Here is a 21,026-nt window from a genome sequence, read left to right as displayed (position 1 = left end):
TTTCCTCACCCCAGTGGCAGCGGCAACGTATCCGGGCCGAACTTCTCCTGCAGGTATTTCCGCGAGCGCCGTTGACTCTCGATGGTGTGCCACGCCGCCACCAGCTCCGCCGCGGCCGTCGCATGCGCCCAGGCACGCTGACCTGCCGGTTCACCGCGGTATGCTGCGGCGAGCTGCTCGAGGTCGGGAGCCTCGGGGGCGTCGAAACGCACGGGCTTGAGCTGCGGGTTCGCCTCGACGGCGTCCTTCGCCGCTGCCTGGTAACCGGCGAGACGCTTCTCGACGCCCTCCAGGATCACCCGCAACCCGTCCCCGTCCGTGGGCAGGACATGTGCCTCGGCGGTGAGGTCTGCGAGCCGGTCGGGGTCAACCTCCCCGGGGCCCAGCAACCACGCACCGGACAGCAGTCCGGCCGCTGCGGGTGCGTCTGCGGAGGTGTGCACGTGCCATACGACGGTCATCTCACCCTGCTTGTCGACGACCGCGATCACCCGGGGCTCACTCATGCGCGTCCGCCCCTCCGCTGGTGGGCGATCTCGGCCACGGCGAACACCGCGGCCGAGGCCACACCACCCAGCCAGGTGTTGGGACGAGACACGCCCCGGCGTCTCAGCCAGGCGACGAGGCGACGTTGGAGTGCGGCGTCGACAAGCACGAGGGCCACGATGACCACGAGCGCGCCGATGATGACCGTCCAGGTCTGCGCCGGCGAGGCCGTGGAGAAATCCCCGGGAGGAGTGTCCGAGTCCGGGCCGGGGACGGAACCTATTCCACCGATGGAGGTGCGCAGCTGTTCAGCCATCACCGCCGGATCATTGCCCAGGTCATCGTCGAAGGAGTTGAGCACGGCCACCAACCCCGCGCCGCCGAGGCCGATGGCCGCCGTGACCAGCGCCCGCAGCGGCCGGGAGGAGAAGTAGTCGGGCAGCGCGACGGCGGTTCCCACCATCCCCGCCTGCGCGATTCTGCCCGCCAGGGTGTCATCGAGACTGTAGTAGTCGGTCATGGTCCCAACCCTATCCCGTTGCTCCGACATGACCCGGGGTGTCTACGCTGAGGACATGTTCGGAAAGAAGAAGACCAGGGACGGCTATGACGAAGAGAAGGACCTGCGCGAGGGGAGATTCGTCGCCGCGGAGCAGACGAACCTCCCGCTCAATGACTTCATGACCCGTCTGCTCGCCCAGGAGCTGCCCCTCCTCGACAGCCGTGAACGCACCGAGGTCTACCGCCTGCTACGCCAGTACTCCGCCTCCGGCGGAAAAGTCATCACCAACCAGGACGAACTTCCGGCGGGGATCCGGGAGATCCTGGATCTCTGACACCTGGCCCTGAATCAACTCAACCCCGGACCGCAGTCCGGGGTTGGCGCATACCACCCTGTAGAAGGCGGGTTGTCTGCTCCAGATGTTAGGAGGAGAGCAGGCCCTCGACGAAGGCAGTCAGCTCAGCCCACAGGCCCGTGGCGGAGCCGGCAGCGACGTCGAATACACCCGAGACGAGGTTGGACAGGGAATCGATGATGCTGGAGGTCATGTGCAGATCCTTTCGTAGGGGAGCTCAGGGAACCCACTATGCGACGGGTTCCAGTACCCCACCGTGCCAAAAGATCGTGACCCCGGCAAGGTCAGAGGAAACTTCCCTCACTAGGGCGAAGGTTTCCGATAGCCCTCACCCGGAAGGACGGGCCCTAGAATCCACCGCGAGCACCAATAAGAAAAACCCCGGACCGAAGTCCGAGGTTTCAGTTTGGCCTCACCAGGCCATCGTCTTGCTTAGAAGAAGACGGAGGACAGGCCGCCGAAGCCGTCCTGCACGAGCTCGGTGAGGAAGTAGAAGGACAGCTGGATGAAGTTGAAGAGGTCGTTCAGCATGTTAATGCCTTTCGGTCGGTGTTGTCGAACAAACCGTTTGGCTTGTTCCTGCAACCATCATTGCAAATCCCGATCGAGCCAGCAACAGGAGGCGGGCGACACATAAAAGAAAATTTACTCAACCAGAAAAAGAATAGAGCCTCCGCCCGCTTGACCTGCAACTATTTGCCCCCCTCGACAAACGGGTTCGACAGAAACCCCCCCGCGACGAGCACCCCAATCTGGGGTTGAAGCATGCACTACACGACCAACCACTGCAGTCCCCCGGCGCGCGCATATTGAATTTTAAACTACATACAGGTAAAGAATAGGCGAGAATCAATCGAAAATCAACCGTCCGTTGTTACACACCGTCCAAAGAAACGTGGAGATTCTTCCGCAAAAGGTCTCTACCCACGAGACATTCTGGTACCCCATCAGGGATTGTTCCCATGCGGTTCTGGTCCGGAGGGGTTCTGTCGGGATTAGCGTTCCTCCACACCGACCACCCCTTTTCGCTCAACGGCGTCTGCTTCTCACCTGTGAAAGACGCCCCATCCACCGCGAAACCCCCGGATGGGGAACGCCCATGTCGGGGACCACCAGTACGCTGGGTTCCGCTCATCATTTCTGTCGAAAGAAGAATTCGAAAGATGGAACTTCAGACCACCACCCAGTCCCTCACCGGATGGGGCCGCACCGCCCCGTCGACGGCGCACGTCCTGGCGACGCCGGATGTCGAGAAGATCATCGCGGCCGTGACGCAGGTCGCCGACGACAACGCGGACAAGCCCATCCACCTGCGTCGCGGCGTCATCGCCCGCGGCATGGGACGCTCCTACGGCGACCCGGCGCAGAACGCCGGCGGGCTCGTCGTCGATATGCAGCCGCTGAACAAGATCCACTCCATCGACCCGGATTCGGCGATCGTGGACGTGGACGGCGGCGTGACCCTCGACCAGCTGATGAAAGCCGCGCTGCCCTACGGCCTGTGGGTCCCGGTGCTGCCGGGCACCCGCCAGGTGACCATCGGCGGCGCGATCGGCCCGGACATCCACGGCAAGAACCACCACTCCGCCGGCTCCTTCGGTGACCACGTGACTTCCATGGAACTACTGGTCGCCGACGGCCGTGTGCTCCACCTCGAACCGGAAGGCTCGGCCGACGACCCGGCCGGCACCCTGTTCTGGGCGACCGTGGGCGGCATGGGCCTGACCGGCATCATCCTGCGCGCCCGCATCCGCATGACCAAGACGGAGACCGCGTACTTCATCGCGGACGGCGACCTGACGCAGAACCTCGAGGAGACCATCGAGTTCCACGCGGACGGTTCGGAGAAGAACTACACCTACTCCTCCGCCTGGTTCGACGCGATCTCCCCGGAACCCAAGCTCGGCCGCGCGGCCATCTCCCGTGGTTCCCTGGCCACGCTGGACCAGCTCAAGGAGCTGTCGCCGAAGCTGGCGAAGGATCCGTTGAAGTTCAACGCGCCGCAGCTGGTGACCGTGCCGGACATCTTCCCCTCCTTCACCATGAACAAGCTGTCCATGATGGCCATCGGCGAGCTGTGGTGGCTGAAGTCCGGCGAGTATCAGAACCAGGTGCAGAACCTCACGCAGTTCTACCAGCCGCTGGACCTCATCGGCGAGTGGAACCGCGGCTACGGTTCCCGTGGTTTCCTGCAGTACCAGTTCGTGGTCCCGCGCGAGGCCACCGAGCCGTTCAAGGAGATCATCCGCGACATCCAGGGCTCGGGGCACTACTCCGCGCTGAACGTGTTCAAGCTCTTCGGCGAGGGCAACCGCGCCCCGCTGTCCTACCCCATGCCGGGCTGGAACGTCTGCGTCGACTTCCCCATCAAGAAGGGGCTGGGCGCGTTCCTCGACGACCTGGACCGCCGCGTCATGGAGTTCGGCGGCCGCCTGTACCTGGCCAAGGAGTCGCGCACCTCCGCCGAGAACTTCCACAAGATGTACCCGGGAATGGCGGGCTGGTTGAAGACCCGCAACGAGATCGACCCCACCGGCGTCTTCGCCTCCGACATGTCCCGCCGCCTCGAACTGAACTAGCACAGGAGTCACAGAAACAATGCTCAACGCAGTGGGCCAGGCCCAGAACATTCTGCTGCTCGGCGGCACCTCCGAGATCGGCCTCGGCATCGTCGCCGAGTTCCTCAAGCGCGGCCCCGCCCGCGTCACGCTGGCGGCACGCAAGGATTCCCCGCGGATCACCGCAGCCACGGACCAGATCATCGACGCCGGCGCCTCCGAGGTCGACGTCGTCGACTTCGACGCCACCGACTTCGAATCCCACCCGGCAGTCATCGACGCCGCCTTCTCCCACGGGGACGTCGACGTCGCCATTGTGGCGTTCGGCACCCTGGGCGACCAGGAGGCGCTGTGGCAGGACCAGACCGCCGCCGTCGCCTCCGCCCAGACCAACTACACCGGCCCCGTGTCGGTGGGCGTGCTGCTGGGACAGCGTTTCAAGGAACAGGGCCACGGCACGATCGTCGCCCTGTCCTCCGTCGCCGGGGTGCGCGTGCGCCGCTCCAACTTCGTCTACGGCGCCTCCAAGGCGGGCCTCGACGGCTTCTACACCCAGCTCGGCGAGGCGCTTCGCGGCACCGGCGCGAACGTGCTCGTGGTCCGCCCGGGACAGGTCCGCACCCGGATGTCCTCCGGCGGCAAGGAGGCCCCGCTGACCGTCGACGTCACCGAGGTCGCAGAGGCCACCGTCGACGGCGTCATGAAGGGCAGGGACATCATCTTCGTCCACCCGGCGTTCGAGGCCGTCGCCGCAGTGTTCAACGTGATCCCGCGAAAGATCTTCCGCAGGCTACCCTTTTAGGCATGCCAACGACCACCACCGAGGACTACACCACTGACCAGTTGAGCCGGCGCGGGACCCTGGTGGGCGTCGCCGCCGCCGGGGCTGCGGGAGCGGTGGTCACCCTCGCCGTCTGGCTGGTCCTCCGGATGACCAGCTGGCCGGCGTTCAACACGTCGAACATGACGTACGCGCTGTCGACCGCCGCGACTGTCGTCACGCTCGCGGCGGTAGGCGCCCTCACCGTCGCGTGGTTGCTCGACGAGCAGAAGCTGGCGCGGCGTCGGGAAGCGGGCGGCAGCGCCGGGATCAGTCGGCCCCGGTGGCGGGTGATCCTCACCTACCTCGTCTCCTATCTCTCCCCCGCGGCACTGGTCATCTCCACCACTGCGATCCCGCTGTCAGCGACACGCCTCTACCTGGACGGCATGCAGGTCGACCAGCAGTTCCGCACGCAGTTCCTCACCAGGATGGCCACCACGTGGGCGAACCAGGACATGAACTACATCGACCTGCCCAGCTACTACCCGCTGGGGTGGTTCTGGGGCGGCGGACGGCTCGCCGATCTCCTCGGTATCCCGGGGTGGGAGGTCTACCAACCGTGGGCGCTGATCTCCTTCGCGGTGGTCGGCTGCATGCTCGTCCCGGTGTGGCAGCGTCTGACCGGTTCCCTGCCCGTCGCGGTGGGAATCGCACTGGTCACGTTGTGCGTCACGCTGGTGATGGCCCCGGAGGAGCCCTACGGCGCGATCGTCGCGATGGGTGTCCCCGCGGCCACTGTCGTCGTCGGGCGGGCGCTGCTGGGCTCCTGGTACGCCACCGCGGCGATGGTGCTGTACCTGGGCATTTCCGCCACGTTCTACACCCTGTACACGGGTGTGGTGGCGCTGTCCGTGGTCGCTGTCGCAGCCCTCTTCGCGGGCCTCATCTACCGGACCTGGCGTCCGCTGCTCCATCTGGTGGTCATCGGCACCGGATCGATCCTCATCGCGTTGACCACCTGGGGGCCGTACCTGTGGTTGACCGTCACGGGGCACCCGACGGAGGGCAGCACCGCACCGAACTTCCTGCCCGTGGAAGGCACGCAGATCCCTGTGCCGTTCCTCTCGCTGTCGGTGGTGGGGCTGCTGTGTCTGGCCGGACTGATCTGGCTGGTGGTCCGCGCCACCGACCTGGACGCCCGCAGCATGGGTCTGGCACTGGCGGGGTTCTACCTGTGGGCGGTCGCGTCCATGGTGTTCACGCTGGCCGGGACGACGCTGCTGGGCTTCCGCATCGAGGTCCTCATCGTCCTCCAGTTGGCCACCGCCGGTGTGCTCGCGCTCGCGGAACTGCGCCTGATCGGGGTGGAGTCTCTGTATCCCGACCGCCTCAACGCACGCAGCCGCCGCTACGTCACGGTGCTCATGGTCATCATCCTCAGCGGCGGCGGCCTGCTCTACGCCCAGCAGATCCCGGTGGAGAACCAGCGCGCCATCGACCACGCGTACTCCGACACCGACGGGTACGGCGAACGCGCCGACCGCTTCACCGCCGACGTCAGCCGGTACTACGGGGAGATCGACGCTGAGATCCGCTCCCACGGCCACGAGCCCTCGGACACCGTCGTGTACACCGACGAACTCAACTTCCTCGCCTTCCACCCCTACTTCGGGTTTCAGGCGTTCACCAGCCACTACGCCAACCCCCTGGGCGAGTTCACGGCGCGCAACGACACCATCGACGACTGGGCCACCGGGTCCTGGGACGACCTGTCCGACCCGGAGGACTTCGACGACGCGCTGACGGGCACCCCGTGGCGCGGCCCGGACGTGTTCCTCCTCCGCGGCGAAGTGGACGCAATCGCAGACGAGGACCAGAAATCGGGGTGGAAGTCCCACCTCGCCGAAGACATCTACCCGAACAACCCGAACGTCCGCTACCGCATCATCGACTTCAACCCGGAGGTGTTCCGGTCGGATATGTGGAATACCTCCCAGATCGGCCCCTTCGTGGTGGCAACCCGGGTAAAGAACCCGGCCTGACGTAGACTTCCCTTCTGTGTCTGAAACTGCCGTGTCTAACCGTGAGACGTCCCCAGCCGCCCCCCGTGGCCGGGACACCGCCCCGGAATGGCTGAAGAACGTCGCGATCATCTCCGGCCTGCTCGGGTTCGTGCTCTTCCTGCTGACGCCATTCCTGCCGGTCAACCAGACCCAGTCGTCCTTTTCGTGGCCGCAGGGTGACAGCCTCAACTCGGTCAACGCGCCGCTGGTGTCCTACGCCCCCGAGCGCATCGACGTCGAGCTCCCCGTCGCCGAAGCCGTCGACGGCCTGCGGGGCGGTCAGTCCCTCCTGCTGTCGACGCTGCCCGCCGACTCCACCGACGCCACCTCCCGCGGCATGTTCGTCCGCTCCTTCGACGGCGGCCTGGACGTGGTCGTCCGCGACCAGGTCCCCCTCGAGCTCACCGCGGATGAGGTCGCGGAGCTTCCCGACGACGCCGTGCTCACCGTCTCCTCCACCGGGGACGAGACGGTCGCCGAGATCCCGGGCGAGCGCGACGCCGAGGGCGAGGAGCTCAGGGGCGTGATCGACGAGGACGTCCGCCCCCAGGTCACCGGCATTTACACCGAGATCGAGGACACTGACGGCAACCTCGCCTCGCTCACCGACGCCGGTCTGAGCGCCGACGTCGAGATCAACTCCCGCTTCACCTCCGCCCCCTCCGCCCTGAAGTACACCGCCATGTTCGGCGGCCTGGCCGCCCTCCTGGTGGCACTGTGGGCGCTGCACCGGATGGACCGCCTGGACGGGCGGACGTCGCGGCGCTTCCTGCCCGCCGGCTGGTGGCGGCTGCGCCCCCTCGACGGCATCGTCAGCTTCGTCCTGGTCTACTGGCACATCTTCGGCGCCAACACCTCCGACGACGGTTTCATCCTCACCATGGCGCGGGTCTCCGAAAACGCGGGCTACATGGCGAACTACTACCGCTGGTTCGGCGTGCCCGAGTCACCCTTCGGTTCCCCGTTCTACGACATGCTGGCCCTGTTCACCCAGGTGTCCACCGCCTCGGTGTGGATGCGCGTGCCGGCGCTGCTCTCCGGGCTCATCATCTGGTTCGTCCTCTCGCGGGAGATCATCCCCCGCCTCGGCGCGCGTATCGACGGCCGCAAGGTCGCCCACTGGACCGCCGCCATGGTGTTCCTCGCCTTCTGGCTGCCCTACAACAACGGCACCCGCCCCGAGCCGATCATCGCCATGGCCGCGCTGCTCACCTGGGCATCCTTCGAACGCTCCATCGCCACCTCCCGTCTGCTGCCCGCCGCCATCGGCGTGATCATCGCCACGCTGGCCCTCGGCGCCGGCCCCACCGGCCTCATGGCCGTGGCCGCCCTGCTGGCCTCGCTGTCCAGTCTCATCCGCATCGTCAACCGGCGGCTGCCGCTGCTGGGTGCGGGCGCGGGGGCGTCGAGAAGCACGATCTTCAAGGCCGTGGCCGCGATGGTCGCCCCCTTCCTCGCCTCCGGCACCGCCATCCTCATCGGCGTTTTCGGCGACCAGACTCTGGCCTCCGTGATGGAGTCCATCCGGGTGCGCTCCGCCAAGGGTCCGGCCATGAACTGGTACGAGGAGTGGGCGCGCTACCAGACGCTCATGGAGCAGACCGTCGACGGTTCGCTCACCCGCCGCTTCGTCGTGCTGATGCTGTTCCTCTGCCTGGCCATCGTCATCGCCGCCATCCTGCGGCAGGGGCGGGTGCCGGGCGCCGCGAAGGACCCGTCCATGCGTCTGGTGCTGATCATCTTCGGCACCATGTTCTTCATGATGTTCACGCCGACCAAGTGGACCCACCACTTCGGTGTCTACGCCGGCATCGCCGGAGCCCTCGCGGCCTTGGCTGCGGTGTCGCTGAGCCACCTGGCGCTGCGCTCGACCCGCGCCCGCACCCTCATGATCGGCGCGGTGATCTTCCTCCTGGCGATCTCCCTGTCCGGCATCAACGGCTGGTGGTACATCTCCAGTTTCGGCATCCCGTGGTTCGACAAGACCGTGCAGTTCCGCGGCTTCGAGGCCTCCACCCTCGTGCTGTTCATCGCCCTGGCGGTCCTGCTCCTGGGCACTCTCCAGTCCTTCGTCGGCGACGTGCGCACCGCCCGCGCCGAACAACAGGGCACCCTCGACGAACTCGAGGCTGAGGAGGCCCGCAAACGATCCCGTTGGGTCGGCGTCGCCTCCGCCCCCATCGCCGTGGCCAGCGCCCTGATCGTGCTGTTCTCCATGGCGTCCTTCGCCAAGGCCTTCGTCTCCCAGGCGCCGGCCTACTCCATCGGCATGGGCAACCTGCGCTCCCTGACCGGAGACACCTGCAGCCTGGCCAACGACGCCCTCGTGGAGACCAACTCCAACGACTCCTTCCTCTCCCCCGTCGGCGGCGTGGAACTGGGCGATTCCCTCGAATCCGAGGACAACCGCGGCTTCGAGGCCAACAACGTCCCGCCGTCGATCAGCCAGGACGCCGTCTCCACCGCGTCGGTCGGCGCCATCGCCGACTCCGACAACGCCGGCGGCTCCGAGGAGGCCACCGGCCAGGAGACCGGCAACACCGGCGGCGTGCGCGCCGACGTCGGGGTCAACGGCTCCAGCGCCCGCCTGCCCTTCGACCTCGACTACACGCAGGTCCCGGTCGTCGGCTCCTGGACCTCGGGCCCGCAGTACCCCGCCAGCATCACCACCAGCTGGTACGAACTGCCCGAGCGCAGCGAGGAGGCCCCCCTCATCGTCGTCTCCGCCGCGGGCCGCATCGAGCACCACGACATCAACGGCGTCCTCCACGACGGCCAGGATCTGACCCTCGAGTACGGCACCCTCGGCGCGGACGGGGAGGTGGGCAACGTCGGCGAGACAGAACTGCTGGACATCGGCCCCCAGCCCTCCTGGCGCAACCTCCGACTGCCCGTCGAGGCCCTGCCCGAGGAGGCCGACGTCATCCGCATCACCGCGACCGACCTCAGCCTCGACCCCGAGCAGTGGCTCGCCTTCACCCCGCCGCGCGTGCCCGCTCTCGACTCGCTGCACAATGTCATCGGGTCGGAGCAGCCTGGGCTGCTCGACTGGTCGGTGGCGCTGCAGTTCCCCTGCCAGCGCACCTTCGACCACTTCGCCGGCGTCGCGGAGATCCCCGAGTTCCGCATCTCCCCCGACCACCCGGGCAAGTCGACGCTCACGCCCTTCCAGGACTACGACGGCGGCGGCGTCATGGGCACCGCCGAGGCAGTGAACTTCTCCTACGAGCTGCCCAGCTACACCCGCCAGGACTGGCACCGCGACTGGGGATCCATCGAGATCTACCAGCCGCGCACCAACTCCGCCGGGGCATCCCCGGACAACGCCGAGATCGACTACGAGCTCATCCAGCGTTCGGGCTGGTGGAAGCCCTCGGAGATGAACATCAACACGGGCGGGTAATTCCCCGAACGAGGTGCAGACAGTTCGAACCCCCTCAAAGCCCGGGAATCACTTCCCGCCGGTCCTTGAGGGGGTTCGAGCCTTCCACCTCAGAAGTCTCAGACCCCCAGCGGCCGGTCCGAGGGGGTCACCGCGGCGGGAAGCGCGGTCTCGCCCATGAGGTCGGCGTCCACGGCTGCGGCGGCGGCGCGGCCTTCGGCGATGGCCCAGACGATGAGCGACTGCCCCCGTCCGTTGTCGCCGGCGACGTAGACGCCGGGGACGGTGGAGCGGTAGGACTGGTCGCGCACGATGCGCCCGCGGTCGTCGATCTCCACGCCCAGTTCGGCGTGGAGGCCGTCGCGGGACGCGCCGACGAAGCCCAGGGCGATGAGGACCAGGTCGGCCTCGACCTCGAAATCGGTGCCCTTCACGGGGACGCGGCGGCCGTCGATGACTTTGACCTCGTTGCCGTGGATCATGGTGACGCGGCCGTCCCCGCCGGAGAAGGCGACGGTGTTGACGGAGAACATCCGGTCGCCCAGCGTGGAGCCCACGCCCCGGGAGGCCAACCCGAGGGCGACGATCTCGTCGGCGGACTCGTCGCCCGTGATGATGTACTCGCCCTCCTCGTGCGCGGTGGCCTGCCGCCACATCAGCGGGTTCATCGGCCAGGGGGTGGAGGCCGCGCGCTGGCGGGGGGCGCGGGGGCGGATGTCGAACTGGGTGACGCTGGCCGCTCCCTGCCGCAAGGCGGTGCCGAAGCAGTCGGTGCCGGTGTCGCCGCCGCCGATGATCACGACACGCTTGCCGCGGGCATCGATGGGCGGGGTGTCCGAGGAGGCCAGGGGGAGGTACTCCATGGCCTGGTGGATGCCCGCCAGCTCGCGGCCCGGGACGGGCAGCTCGCGGGGGACGGGGGTGCCGGTGGCGAGGACGACGGCGTCGAAAAGCGAGAGGTCGGCGGCGGTGGGCGACGCGCCCGTGCGGAAGACGGTTCCCTCGGCGCGCATCTGGTCGAGGCGGCGGTCGATGAAGCGGGACTCCATCTTGTACTCGGGGACGCCGTAGCGCATGAGGCCGCCGGGCCGCTCGTCGCGTTCGAAGACGGTGACCGCGTGTCCGGCGCGCGTGAGCTGCTGCGCGGCGGCCAGGCCGGCGGGGCCGGAACCGACGACGGCGACGGACATGCCGGTGCTGAAGCTGGGCACGGTCGGGACGTCCCAGCCCTCCTCGAAGCCGCGTTCGGCGATGGCGAGCTCGATGTCCTTGATGGCCACGGCGTCGTCGTTGATGCCGAGCACGCAGGCGCCCTCGCAGGGGGCGGGGCACACGCGGCCGGTGAACTCGGGGAAGTTGTTGGTGGCGTGGAGGCGGTCCCACGCCTCCTTCCACCGGTCCTGGCGGACGAGGTCGTTCCATTCGGGGATGATGTTGCCGAGCGGGCAGCCGGCGTGGCAGAAAGGCACGCCGCAGTCCATGCAGCGGGTGGACTGCGCGGTGTGCTGCCCGGGGGCGGCGTGGTCGTGCACCTCGCGCCAGTCGAGCAGGCGCAGCGGGACGGGCCGGTGGGCGGGTTCGGTGCGGCTGTGGGTGCGGAAGCCGTGCGGGTCAGCCATGGTGGGCAACCTCCTTGGTGTGGATGAGAACGCGCTTGTAGTCGCGCGGCATGACCTTGACCAGGTCGAGGGCCTGCCAGGGGGTGGTGGAACCGGTGAGCCGGCGGTGGCGGTCGATGATCTCCTCGAGGAAGGCGACGTCGTTGCCGTCGAGCTTCTCGACGTCCACCAGGCCCGGGTTGATCCTGCGGTCGAGGTCGCCGACGGGGGCGAGGTAGGCGATGCCGCCGGACATTCCGGCGCCGAAGTTGTCGCCGACCTCGCCGAGGACGACGACGCGGCCGCCGGTCATGTACTCGCAGCCGTGGTTGCCGATGCCCTCGACGACGGCGGTGGCGCCGGAGTTGCGCACGCAGAAGCGCTCGCCCACGCCGCCGCGGATGAAGATCTCGCCGCTGGTGGCGCCGAAACCGATGACGTTGCCGGCGATGATGTCGGGGTTCTCGCCGGTGAGCTGGGGCGGGGCCTCCGGGTGGGGGCGGAGGACGACCCGGCCGCCGGACAGGCCCTTGGCCACGAAGTCGTTGGCGTCGCCGACGAGGTCGAGGGTGAGCCCGGCGGGGAGGAAGGCACCGGCGGAGTTGCCGGCGGAACCGGTGAGTGTGACGCGGACGGTATCCCCGGGCAGGCCGGCGCCGCCGGTCAGGCGGGTGATGCGGGAACCGGTGAGGGTGCCCACGGTCCGGTCGACGTTGCGGATCGGGTAGGCGAGGTCAATGCGGGAGCGGGCTCCGGCGGCCGCCGATTCAATGGTGGCGGCGGCGTCGGCGAGCAGCCGCTCGTCGAGGACCCCCGCGAGCCCGGTCTCCTGCCGGGTGGTGCAGCGCGGGGACTGGCCGGGGAAGAAGGGGGACTCCGGGGTGTGCAGGAGCGGGGAGAGGTCGAGCCGGGCGGCGCGGGGGTGGGTGGCGGTGAAGGCGTCGTCGGTGCGCTGGCGCAGGACCTGGGACTGGCCGACGGCCTCGTCGATGCTGCGGAAGCCCAACTCGGCGAGGTACTCCCGGATCTCCTCGGCGAGGAACGTGAAGAAGTTGACCACGTGCTCGGCCCGCCCGGTGAACTTGGCCCGCAGGTCCGGGTTCTGGGTGGCGATGCCCACGGGGCAGGTGTCCAGGTGGCAGACGCGCATCATGATGCAGCCCTCGACGACCAGCGGGGCGGTGGCGAACCCGAACTCCTCCGCGCCGAGGAGGGCGGCGACGACGACGTCGCGGCCGGTTTTGAGCTGGCCGTCGCACTGCACGCGGACGCGGTCGCGCAGGCCGTTGAGCAGCAGCGTCTGCTGGGTCTCCGCGAGCCCGAGCTCCCAGGGGCCGCCGGCGTGCTTGAGGCTGGTCAGCGGGGAGGCGCCGGTGCCACCGTCGTGGCCGGAGATGAGGATGACGTCGGCGTGCGCCTTGGCCACGCCCGCGGCGACCGTGCCCACGCCCTGCTCGGCGACCAGTTTCACGTGGATCCGGGCGTCCGGGTTGGCGTTGCGCAGGTCGAAGATGAGCTGGGCGAGGTCCTCGATGGAGTAGATGTCGTGGTGCGGCGGCGGGGAGATGAGCCCGACGCCGGGCGTGGTGATGCGGACCTCGGCGATCCAGGGGTAGACCTTCTCCGGCGGCAGCTGCCCGCCCTCGCCGGGCTTGGCGCCCTGGGCCATCTTGATCTGGATGTCGGTGCAGTTGTTGAGGTAGTGGCTGGTCACGCCGAAGCGGCCGGAGGCGACCTGCTTGATGGCGGAGCGCTTCCAGTCGCCGTCAGGGCCGGGTTCGAAGCGGGCCGGGTCCTCGCCGCCCTCGCCGGAGTTGGACATGCCGCCGAGACGGTTCATGGCGACGGCCAGAGTCTCGTGCGCCTCGGCCGAGATGGAGCCGTAGGACATCGCTCCCGTCGAGAAGCGCTTGACGATGGCGCTCACCGGCTCGACCTCCTCAAGCGGCACGGGCGGGCGGTCGGGGGTGAACTCGAGCATGCCGCGCAGGGTGGCCAGGCGTTCCGACTGCTCGTCCACGGAGCGGGTGTAGTCGCGGAAGATGGCGTACTGCCCGGTACGGGTGGCGTGCTGCAGCTTGAAGATGGTCTCCGGGTTGAACAGGTGGTACTCGCCTTCGCGGCGCCACTTGTACTCGCCGCCCAGGTCGAGCTTGCGGTGGGCGAGTTCCTCGGGCCGGGGCAGGAACGCGGAGCGGTGCCGAGCCTCGACGTCGGCGGCCAGCTCCTCCAGCCCCACGCCGGAGATCGGCGAGGCGACGCCGCCGAAGTAGGTGTCCAGCAGGTCGCGGGACAGGCCGGTGACATCGGCGAGCTGCGCGCCGCGGTAGGAGGCCACGGTGGAGATGCCCATCTTCGACATCACCTTGAGCACGCCGGAAGCGGCGGCAGCGACGTAGTTGGTGCAGGCCTCGTCCAGGCTCATCTCCTCGAGCTGGCCGGCGGTGCGCAGTTCGTCGATGGTCTCGAAGGCCATGTACGGGTTGATGGCGTCGGCGCCGAAGGCCACGAGCATGGCCAGGTGGTGGACCTCGCGGGCGTCGCCGGACTCGATGATCAGCGAGGCCCGCGTGCGGGTCCGCTCGGCCACCAGGTGCTGGTGCACGGCCGAGGTGAGCAGGAGGGAGGGGATCGGGGCGAAGCGTTCGTCGGAGTCGCGGTCGGAGAGCACGATGATGCTCGCCCCGGCCTTGACGGCCGCGCGCACCTCGCGCAAGACCCGGGTGATCGCCTCGCGCATGCCGGCGCCGTGGTGGGCGACCGGGTACAGGCCGGAGATGACCTCCGCGTGGAAGCCCGGCCATTCGCCCTGGTCGTCGGCGTGGACGAGGGTGGCCAGGTGGTGGTTGTCGATGACCGGGGAGTCGATGCGGATGCGGCGCGCGGCCTCGGCCGTCGGGTTGAGCACGTCGGACTGGGCGCCCAGCAGGGTGACCATGGAGGTGACGGGCTTCTCGCGGATGGCGTCGAGCGGCGGGTTGGTCACCTGGGCGAAGCGCTGGGAGAAGAAGTCGTAGAGCATGCGCGGGCGGGCGGACAGCGCGGCGATGGGGGTGTCGGAGCCCATGGAACCGATGGCCTCGGCCGAGTTGCGCGCCATCGGGGCGATGATGAGCTCGACGTCCTCCTCGGTGATGCCGAAGACGCGCTGGCGCAGCACCGCCCGCTCATGGGGCATGTACTCGTAGCGGGTCTGCGGCAGGCCGTCGAGCGGGACGAAGTTCCCGCTGATCCACTCGCCGTAGGGGGCGGTGGAGGCCAGGCGCTCCTTGATCTCCGCGTCCTCGACGATCCGGCCCTCGGCGGTGTCGACGAGGAACATCTTCCCCGGCTGCACACGGGTCCGCTTGATCACGTCGGCGGGTTCGACCGCCACGACGCCGGCCTCGGAGGCCATGATGACGGTGTCGTCGGCGGTGATCCACACGCGGCCCGGGCGCAGGCCGTTGCGGTCCAGGACGGCGCCGATGAGCGTGCCGTCGGTGAAGGCGACCGCCGCCGGGCCGTCCCAGGGCTCCATGAGGCAGGAGTGGTACTCGTAGAAGTCGCGCAGCTCAGGGTCGATGGTGGGGTTCTGCTCCCAGGCCTGCGGGATCATCATGGCCACGGCGTGCGGGAGGGAGTAGCCGCCGAGGTGGAGGAGCTCGAGGGCCTCGTCGAAGCGCCCCGTGTCCGAACCCGTGGGGGTGCAGACGGGCAGGACCCGCTCGAGGCTGCCCAGCTCCGCGGAGTCGATGAGCGCCTCGCGGGCGCGCATCCAGTTCTCGTTGCCGGTGACGGTGTTGATCTCGCCGTTGTGGGCGACCAGCCGGTAGGGGTGCGCCAGCGGCCAGGAGGGGAAGGTGTTGGTGGAGAAACGCGAGTGCACCAGAGCCATGGCCGATTCAAGGCGCGGGTCACGCAGGTCGGTGTAGAAGGTGGAGAGCTGCGGGGTGGTGAGCATGCCCTTGTAGATGATGGTCCGGGCGCTCAGCGAGGGGAAGTAGACGGTGTCCGCGCCGTTCCTGGAGCCCAGCTCACGCTCGCAGCGCTTGCGCACGAAGAACATCGCCCGGTCCAGGTCAATGCCCTCCCGGCCGTCGGCGGTGAGGAAGATCTGGTGGAAGGAGGGCATGGCGGCCAGCGCCATGGAGCCCAGCCCGGCGGGGTCGACGGGGACTTCGCGCCAGCCGAGGACGGTCGCGCCCTCCCCCACGGCGATGGCCTCGATCTCGCGCCGGGCGTCCAGCCAGGCCATGCGGGCGGCGGGCAGGAAGGCGATGCCGGTGGCGTAGGCGCCCGGCGCGGGCAGCTCGAAGTCGACGACCCCGCGGTAGAAGCCGTCCGGGATCTGCAGCAGGATGCCGGTGCCGTCGCCGGTGTCGGCCTCGGCGCCCGCGGCTCCGCGGTGGTCGATGTTGGCCAGGATCTGCAGGCCCTGGTCGACGATGCTTCTCGACGCCCGCCCGTGCAGATCAGCGACGAAGCCGACGCCGCAGGCGTCGTGTTCGTGGGCCGGGTTGTAGAGCCCTTCTCGGTGCATGGTTGACTCCTCGCAGTTATCTGTCTGTCGATCTACAGAAAACTACATCTAAGCCTGTCGCGCAATAGGTAATAGGGTCGAGTGAGAGATTTCACTGCGTCCCGGGGGCTACGATTGACCTGGACGGCCCAGCCCCACGCTCCCCCTGCGCCAGGTGCCGGCCACCGGGAAAGGAAGCGGAATGTCTTTTCAGGAAGCAATGGAGACCACCGGCAAGATCGTCGATGTCGCCGGGGTCGCGGCCATCGTCGTAGGCATCCTCGCGGCGAGCCTCATCGCCGCCGGAGCGATGCTGCGCAGGCGGCGAGACCAGGACATCTACCACCGCTACCGCCAGCGGCTGGGGCGCTCCATCCTCCTCGGCCTGGAACTGCTCGTCGCCGCCGACATCATCCGCACCGTGGCCATCACCCCCACTTTCCAGTCCGTGGGGGTCCTGGGCCTGATCGTGGTCATCCGGACCTTCCTCAGCTTCTCCCTGGAGCTGGAGATCACCGGCCGCTGGCCCTGGCAGAAGGAACCGAAGGCGGCCGCCGCCTGAGCGCCGGCGCGGCGTCAGTCCGGCAGGTTCGGCTGGAACTCCAGACCTTCCGCCGCGACGATCCGGACCGGACCGGCGAAGTCCGCGCCCTCCACATCCGCGCCCTTCTGCCGGATGTGGACCACCCCCTTTTCCCGCAACTCCACGGTGACCTCCCGCACGGCCGGCATGAGATCCCGCCACTGCTCTCCCCCGACCGCCCGGGCGACCTCGCTGGGGCAGAAGGAGCCTTCCCCGCGGGCCCGCGCGAAAGTTCTCACCGCCGCCGCGATCCGGTCCCTGCGCCCCTCCGCGGTGGGCTCCCACCACGGGTCGCCGCGCTCGCCGAGGGCCACCTTCGCATCGTGCACCATCACGCGGGCGGCGTCCTGGTGCGTGCGGACCATCCGCCGCCCGGTCATCAGTGCGGAGACCAGCTCGGCGCGCAGCGCCTCGGGGATCGAGGGATCGGACGCGCGCCACCGCCGGCCTTTGACAACGATGTAGCGGCCGTCGTCCGTGCGCTCCACGCCGTCTCCGCTCATGCGTCTGCCACCTGGCGCACCGACGTCACCGGCACCGGCGTGAAAGCGTAGGACCGGTCCGCCCGGCAGGCCCTGTGCGCGCGGATCCAGACGACGATGAACACGGGGTACATCACGAGGGAGACCACGATGTAGTTGGCGATCATCATCCAGCCCTCCGGGTAGAGCAGGTTCCACGCGAAGTGCAGGGCGAAGGCCACGAACAGCCAGCCGGCGGCGGTGCGCAGGCGCCAGGCCGTGGAACGTGCGGCCGCGAACACCGCCAGGCCCAGACCCCAGCCCGCGACCGCGGAGAAGACGATGTGCAGCCCCGGACCGGCGAAGATGCGGGCCCCCCACATCTCCAGGGTGCCGGCGACGTCCGTGTTCGGGTCGAGGATGGCCCCGAAACTGCCGTACATGGCGTTTTCGACGACCTCGAAGCCGAGGCCGACCACCGCGCCCGTCACCAGACCGTGCCACGGCCGGTTGAGCGCACGGAAGCTGAAGAGGATCACGCCCACGCCCAGCACCTTGGCGATCTCCTCCGGGTACGCCCCGCCCAGCGACGCCGAGATCAGCCGCAGGCCCAGCCGGTCGGTGATCGCCAGGACGGGGAGGCCGCCGAGCATCACCAGCAGGAAGCTGACCCCGCCGCCCCACAACAGCGAGGCCGCCACCCACCGCCACCCGGCGCCGCCGCGCTCAGGCCACATGGGCGAACGGCTCAACAGCCACAGCACGAAGGCGACGTAGAGCACCGAGAACAGCACACCCAACGAGGCGCCCACCCAGGACACCAGGAAGTTGACGCCGGAGAAATACAGGAGGACGGGGGCGCCCAGGATCAGACACAGCACCAGGCTCACACGGAAGAGGCGGCTCATCAGACACTCACCTTCGTCATCTCGAGGGGCTCGAAGGGGATGGGGATCCACCCGTCCCCCTCGAAGGTGGGGGTGACGATCGCCTCCCGGACAATCTCCGGCAGACCCTGCCCCGTGAACTTCTCCCACACCAGGTCGGCGAGGGGGACCACCTGCTCCCCGGGGCCGGTGAGCACCGCGATCATCGTGAGGCCCTCCTGCTCCCCCGAGCCTTCCAGGGACATGCCGACGGAGGCCGTCGGGGCGTCGATGAGCATGCGCGCGTCACCCTCACGGAGGATCTCGGCGCCCGTCGGCGCGAGGCCGGAGGATGCCGCCCGCATCATGCGCCGCAGCGTGCGGTCCGGATCGGCCCCGCCTTCGACGATCATCGTCTGCAGGGAGACGGAGCCGCAGGTCCACCCCTCCACCAGCAGGTCCGAGCCGGGGCTGCACGACAGATCCAGCGGGATCGACCAGCTGTAGCCGGTCATGCCGAGGCGGACGTCGGAGGAGACGGCCCTCGTCGGCACGAGCGGCAGCAGCGCGGCGGGCAACAGCAGGACAACGGCGGTCACCCCGAACAGCGACCACCACCATCGGCGGTCCGTGGCCGGCTGGAGGCGATAGGAACTCATGGCTCACAGACTATCGGGGATGTGCTCGCCTAGAGTTGGGTGCATGAATGACCTCTACGCCTACGTCAACGGCCCCTGGCTCGCCACCCACGTGATCCCCGAGGATCGCGGCGTCGACGGCACCTTCCACAAGCTGCGCGACGACGCCGAAGCCGACGTCCACGACATCGTCGAGACCGACACCGGCCGGGCAGGAACCCTGTTCTCCTCCTTCATGGACGTCGACGGCGTCAACGCCGCCGGCATGGGCCCCCTCGACGCCGACCTCGATCTGCTCAGCGTCCGCGACGTCGAGGAGTTCGCAGCCCGGCTCGGCGAGCTCGAGCGCCTCGGCGTCGCCGCCCCGCTCACCTTCTGGGTGGAGAAGGACTCCGACTCGGAGGACGCCGTCGCCTACCTCATCCAGTCCGGCCTCGGCCTGCCCGACGAGGCCTACTACCGCGAAGCGCAGCACGCCTCCACCGTCACCGCTTATCGACGCCACGTCGCCGACATGCTCCAGTTCCTCGACCCCGCCCGCCTCTTCGGTCTGACCCCCGAGATCGCCGCCGAGCGCATCGTTGCCCTGGAGACCGAGATCGCCGCCGGCCACTGGGACGTGGTGACCACCCGCGACGCCGTGAAGACCTACAACCCGACCGAGTTCCCCGCCCTGCCCGGCATCATCCGGACCCTGCTCACCGCCACCGGCCTGCCCACCCGGCGGGTCGTCTCCATGATGCCCCCGTACGTCGACCACCTCACCGGCCTGCTCACCGACGACCGTCTCGCCGACTGGCAGCTCTGGGCCACCTGGCACATCCTCCGCTCCCGCGCCGGCGTGCTGCCCGAGGAGGTCGGGGCGAAGAACTTCGAGTTCTACGGCACCCGGCTCTCCGGCGCCACCCAGCAGCGCGACCGGTGGAAGCGTGGTGTCGGCCTGGTCGAGTCCCTGGTCGGCCAGGAGGTGGGGAAGGTCTTCGTGGACCGGCACTTCCCCGCGTCGTCGAAGGAAGAGATGCTCGAACTCGTCGCCTACCTGGTGGAGGCGTACCGCGAGCGGATCACCGACCTGCCGTGGATGACCGAGGCGACCCGCGGCCGCGCCCTGGAGAAACTGGGCCAGTTCAAGGCGAAGATCGGCTACCCCGACGTGTGGCGCTCCTACGAGGGTCTCTCCTTCGGCGCCGACGGTGCCTCGCTCCTGGACAACGTGCGCGTCGGCTCCGCCTTCCTCCAGGACTACGAGCTGAAGAAGATCGGCAAGCCGGCGGACCGGGAGGAGTGGTTCACCACCCCGCAGACCGTCAACGCCTTCTACAACCCCGTGGTCAACGACATCACCTTCCCCGCCGCCATCCTCCGCCCGCCCTTCTACTCCCCCGAGATGGACGCCGCCGAGAACTTCGGCGCCATCGGCGCCGTCATCGGCCACGAGATCGGCCACGGCTTCGACGATCAGGGCTCGCAGTACGACGGCCACGGCAACCTGCAGTCCTGGTGGACCGACGAGGACCGCGCCGCCTTCACCCGTCTGACCGACAACCTCGTCGCCCAGTTCAACGGCCTCATCCCCTCCGTGCTCCGTGACGCCGACATCGAATCCGAAGGCGTCAACGGCGAATTCACCCTGGGCGAGAACATCGGCGACCTCGGCGGACTCGGCATCGCGGTGGTCGCCTACCGGAAGTACCTCGAGGACCTCGGCATGAGCTTCGAAACCTCCCCGATACTGCCCTTCGAGGCGGAAGGCGCGGAGCCCGCGCTCGCGGAACGTGAGTTCACCGGGCTGCAGCGCCTCTTCCTCTCGTGGGCCCGGGTGTGGCGCACCGCCATCCGCCCGGAGCAGGCGCAGCAGTACCTGGCGATCGACCCCCACTCCCCCGCCGAGTTCCGCTGCAACGTCATCGCCGCGAACGTCGACGAATTCTACGGGGCGTTCCCCGACATCACGGAAAACTCCCCCATGTGGATCAAGCCGGAGGACCGGGTGACCATCTGGTAGCAAAGTTGTTCTGATGCAGGGGGTTGGCAGGGCGGCCCGGCTGAGATGACGGCCACCTCTTCCCGCCCGGCTTTCGGGGATGTCGCCGACTCCTTCGCGTGGCTGGCCGAGCGGTCCCGGGCCGAAGCCGGACGGGCGGGATATCAGGAAGTTATCCCAGCGGGCCGCCACCCGCTGCGGGGGTGGGGTCGGTGCTGTCGCGCGTCACGGCGCAGGACGTGGAGTCGTGGTCGGCGGGATCGAGGTTTCCCGTTCACACCGGCGA

15 protein-coding genes are annotated in these 21,026 nt (G+C 68.6%); 7 read left to right on the top strand and 8 right to left on the bottom strand.

Annotated elements, in window-relative coordinates; genetic code table 11:
• Nucleotides 1-5: 5 nt before the first annotated feature.
• Entirely contained in the window at nucleotides 6-506 is a 501-nt protein-coding gene (locus B840_RS00800) for a hypothetical protein (RefSeq protein ID WP_156971806.1), read from the bottom strand.
• Nucleotides 503-1,006 carry a hypothetical protein gene (locus B840_RS00795; protein WP_042620549.1) on the bottom strand — a complete coding sequence of 168 codons (504 nt, stop codon included), beginning with the start codon at nucleotides 1,004-1,006 and terminating at the stop codon, nucleotides 503-505. The genes B840_RS00800 and B840_RS00795 overlap by 4 nt, the downstream gene beginning before the upstream one ends.
• Nucleotides 1,007-1,061: 55 nt before the next feature.
• Here B840_RS00795 and B840_RS00790 point away from each other — a divergent pair, with 55 nt between their 5' ends.
• Nucleotides 1,062-1,322 (top strand): hypothetical protein, encoded by a 261-nt coding sequence (locus tag B840_RS00790; protein WP_042622403.1) that lies wholly within the window; start codon nucleotides 1,062-1,064, stop codon nucleotides 1,320-1,322.
• A gap of 88 nt (nucleotides 1,323-1,410) precedes the next feature.
• On the opposite strand, the gene B840_RS13930 is transcribed toward B840_RS00790, so the two are convergent.
• Nucleotides 1,411-1,536 (bottom strand): hypothetical protein, encoded by a 126-nt coding sequence (locus tag B840_RS13930; RefSeq protein ID WP_268236849.1) that lies wholly within the window; start codon nucleotides 1,534-1,536, stop codon nucleotides 1,411-1,413.
• Nucleotides 1,537-2,506: 970 nt separating this feature from the next.
• Here B840_RS13930 and dprE1 point away from each other — a divergent pair.
• The 4 genes from dprE1 to B840_RS00770 are packed head-to-tail and all read left to right on the top strand — an operon-like array spanning nucleotide 2,507 to nucleotide 10,130.
• The gene (dprE1, locus tag B840_RS00785; protein ID WP_042620548.1) at nucleotides 2,507-3,922 is read left to right on the top strand and encodes a decaprenylphosphoryl-beta-D-ribose oxidase; all 1,416 of its coding nucleotides are present in this window, start codon (nucleotides 2,507-2,509) and stop codon (nucleotides 3,920-3,922) included.
• Nucleotides 3,923-3,941: 19 nt separating this feature from the next.
• The gene (gene dprE2, locus B840_RS00780) at nucleotides 3,942-4,703 is read left to right on the top strand and encodes a decaprenylphospho-beta-D-erythro-pentofuranosid-2-ulose 2-reductase (protein ID WP_042620547.1); all 762 of its coding nucleotides are present in this window, start codon (nucleotides 3,942-3,944) and stop codon (nucleotides 4,701-4,703) included.
• Between the two features lie 2 nt (nucleotides 4,704-4,705).
• A complete protein-coding gene (locus tag B840_RS00775) occupies nucleotides 4,706-6,706 on the top strand; it encodes a galactan 5-O-arabinofuranosyltransferase (RefSeq protein ID WP_042620546.1) in 2,001 nt (666 codons plus the stop codon).
• Between the two features lie 16 nt (nucleotides 6,707-6,722).
• On the top strand, nucleotides 6,723-10,130 hold the full coding sequence (locus tag B840_RS00770; RefSeq protein ID WP_042620545.1) for an arabinosyltransferase domain-containing protein: 3,408 nt from the start codon (nucleotides 6,723-6,725) through the stop codon (nucleotides 10,128-10,130).
• 98 nt (nucleotides 10,131-10,228) lie between these two features.
• On the opposite strand, the gene B840_RS00765 is transcribed toward B840_RS00770, so the two are convergent.
• Nucleotides 10,229-11,728: a glutamate synthase subunit beta gene (locus B840_RS00765; RefSeq protein ID WP_042620544.1), complete on the bottom strand. Its 1,500-nt coding sequence runs from the start codon at nucleotides 11,726-11,728 to the stop codon at nucleotides 10,229-10,231.
• The gene (gene gltB / locus B840_RS00760) at nucleotides 11,721-16,229 is read right to left on the bottom strand and encodes a glutamate synthase large subunit (protein WP_042620543.1); all 4,509 of its coding nucleotides are present in this window, start codon (nucleotides 16,227-16,229) and stop codon (nucleotides 11,721-11,723) included. The genes B840_RS00765 and gltB overlap by 8 nt, the downstream gene beginning before the upstream one ends.
• A 181-nt stretch (nucleotides 16,230-16,410) precedes the next feature.
• On the opposite strand from gltB, the gene B840_RS00755 reads away from it, so the two are divergent.
• Nucleotides 16,411-16,770, top strand: a complete 360-nt coding sequence (locus B840_RS00755) for a DUF1622 domain-containing protein (RefSeq protein ID WP_042620542.1) — start codon at nucleotides 16,411-16,413, stop codon at nucleotides 16,768-16,770.
• A 14-nt stretch (nucleotides 16,771-16,784) separates the two neighbouring features.
• On the opposite strand, the gene B840_RS00750 is transcribed toward B840_RS00755, so the two are convergent.
• From B840_RS00750 to B840_RS00740, 3 genes are read right to left on the bottom strand one after another with little or no spacing between them, the layout of a single operon-like run.
• Nucleotides 16,785-17,294: a DUF3253 domain-containing protein gene (locus tag B840_RS00750; protein WP_042620541.1), complete on the bottom strand. Its 510-nt coding sequence runs from the start codon at nucleotides 17,292-17,294 to the stop codon at nucleotides 16,785-16,787.
• A complete protein-coding gene (locus tag B840_RS00745; protein WP_042620540.1) occupies nucleotides 17,291-18,160 on the bottom strand; it encodes a PrsW family intramembrane metalloprotease in 870 nt (289 codons plus the stop codon). The genes B840_RS00750 and B840_RS00745 overlap by 4 nt, the downstream gene beginning before the upstream one ends.
• Nucleotides 18,160-18,777, bottom strand: coding sequence for a hypothetical protein (locus B840_RS00740; protein ID WP_156971805.1), 618 nt, complete (start codon nucleotides 18,775-18,777; stop codon nucleotides 18,160-18,162). The genes B840_RS00745 and B840_RS00740 overlap by 1 nt, the downstream gene beginning before the upstream one ends.
• 43 nt (nucleotides 18,778-18,820) lie before the next feature.
• On the opposite strand from B840_RS00740, the gene B840_RS00735 reads away from it, so the two are divergent.
• Nucleotides 18,821-20,761 (top strand): M13 family metallopeptidase, encoded by a 1,941-nt coding sequence (locus tag B840_RS00735; RefSeq protein ID WP_042620538.1) that lies wholly within the window; start codon nucleotides 18,821-18,823, stop codon nucleotides 20,759-20,761.
• Nucleotides 20,762-21,026: the final 265 nt, after the last annotated feature.

The sequence above is a fragment of the Corynebacterium marinum DSM 44953 genome, assembly GCF_000835165.1.
GTDB lineage: Bacteria > Actinomycetota > Actinomycetes > Mycobacteriales > Mycobacteriaceae > Corynebacterium > Corynebacterium marinum.
Note: the sequence above shows the minus strand (reverse complement) of the source record. Positions and strands in the feature narration are given on the sequence as shown.

Coding starts and splice junctions, on each gene's coding strand:
- B840_RS00800 (WP_156971806.1), bottom strand. CDS start 506: ATGAGTGAGCCCCGGGTGATCGCGGTCGTCGACAAGCAGGGTGAGATG.
- B840_RS00795 (WP_042620549.1), bottom strand. CDS start 1,006: ATGACCGACTACTACAGTCTCGATGACACCCTGGCGGGCAGAATCGCG.
- B840_RS00790 (WP_042622403.1), top strand. CDS start 1,062: ATGTTCGGAAAGAAGAAGACCAGGGACGGCTATGACGAAGAGAAGGAC.
- B840_RS13930 (WP_268236849.1), bottom strand. CDS start 1,536: ATGACCTCCAGCATCATCGATTCCCTGTCCAACCTCGTCTCGGGTGTA.
- dprE1 (WP_042620548.1), top strand. CDS start 2,507: ATGGAACTTCAGACCACCACCCAGTCCCTCACCGGATGGGGCCGCACC.
- dprE2 (WP_042620547.1), top strand. CDS start 3,942: ATGCTCAACGCAGTGGGCCAGGCCCAGAACATTCTGCTGCTCGGCGGC.
- B840_RS00775 (WP_042620546.1), top strand. CDS start 4,706: ATGCCAACGACCACCACCGAGGACTACACCACTGACCAGTTGAGCCGG.
- B840_RS00765 (WP_042620544.1), bottom strand. CDS start 11,728: ATGGCTGACCCGCACGGCTTCCGCACCCACAGCCGCACCGAACCCGCC.
- gltB (WP_042620543.1), bottom strand. CDS start 16,229: ATGCACCGAGAAGGGCTCTACAACCCGGCCCACGAACACGACGCCTGC.
- B840_RS00755 (WP_042620542.1), top strand. CDS start 16,411: ATGTCTTTTCAGGAAGCAATGGAGACCACCGGCAAGATCGTCGATGTC.
- B840_RS00750 (WP_042620541.1), bottom strand. CDS start 17,294: ATGAGCGGAGACGGCGTGGAGCGCACGGACGACGGCCGCTACATCGTT.
- B840_RS00745 (WP_042620540.1), bottom strand. CDS start 18,160: ATGAGCCGCCTCTTCCGTGTGAGCCTGGTGCTGTGTCTGATCCTGGGC.
- B840_RS00740 (WP_156971805.1), bottom strand. CDS start 18,777: ATGAGTTCCTATCGCCTCCAGCCGGCCACGGACCGCCGATGGTGGTGG.
- B840_RS00735 (WP_042620538.1), top strand. CDS start 18,821: ATGAATGACCTCTACGCCTACGTCAACGGCCCCTGGCTCGCCACCCAC.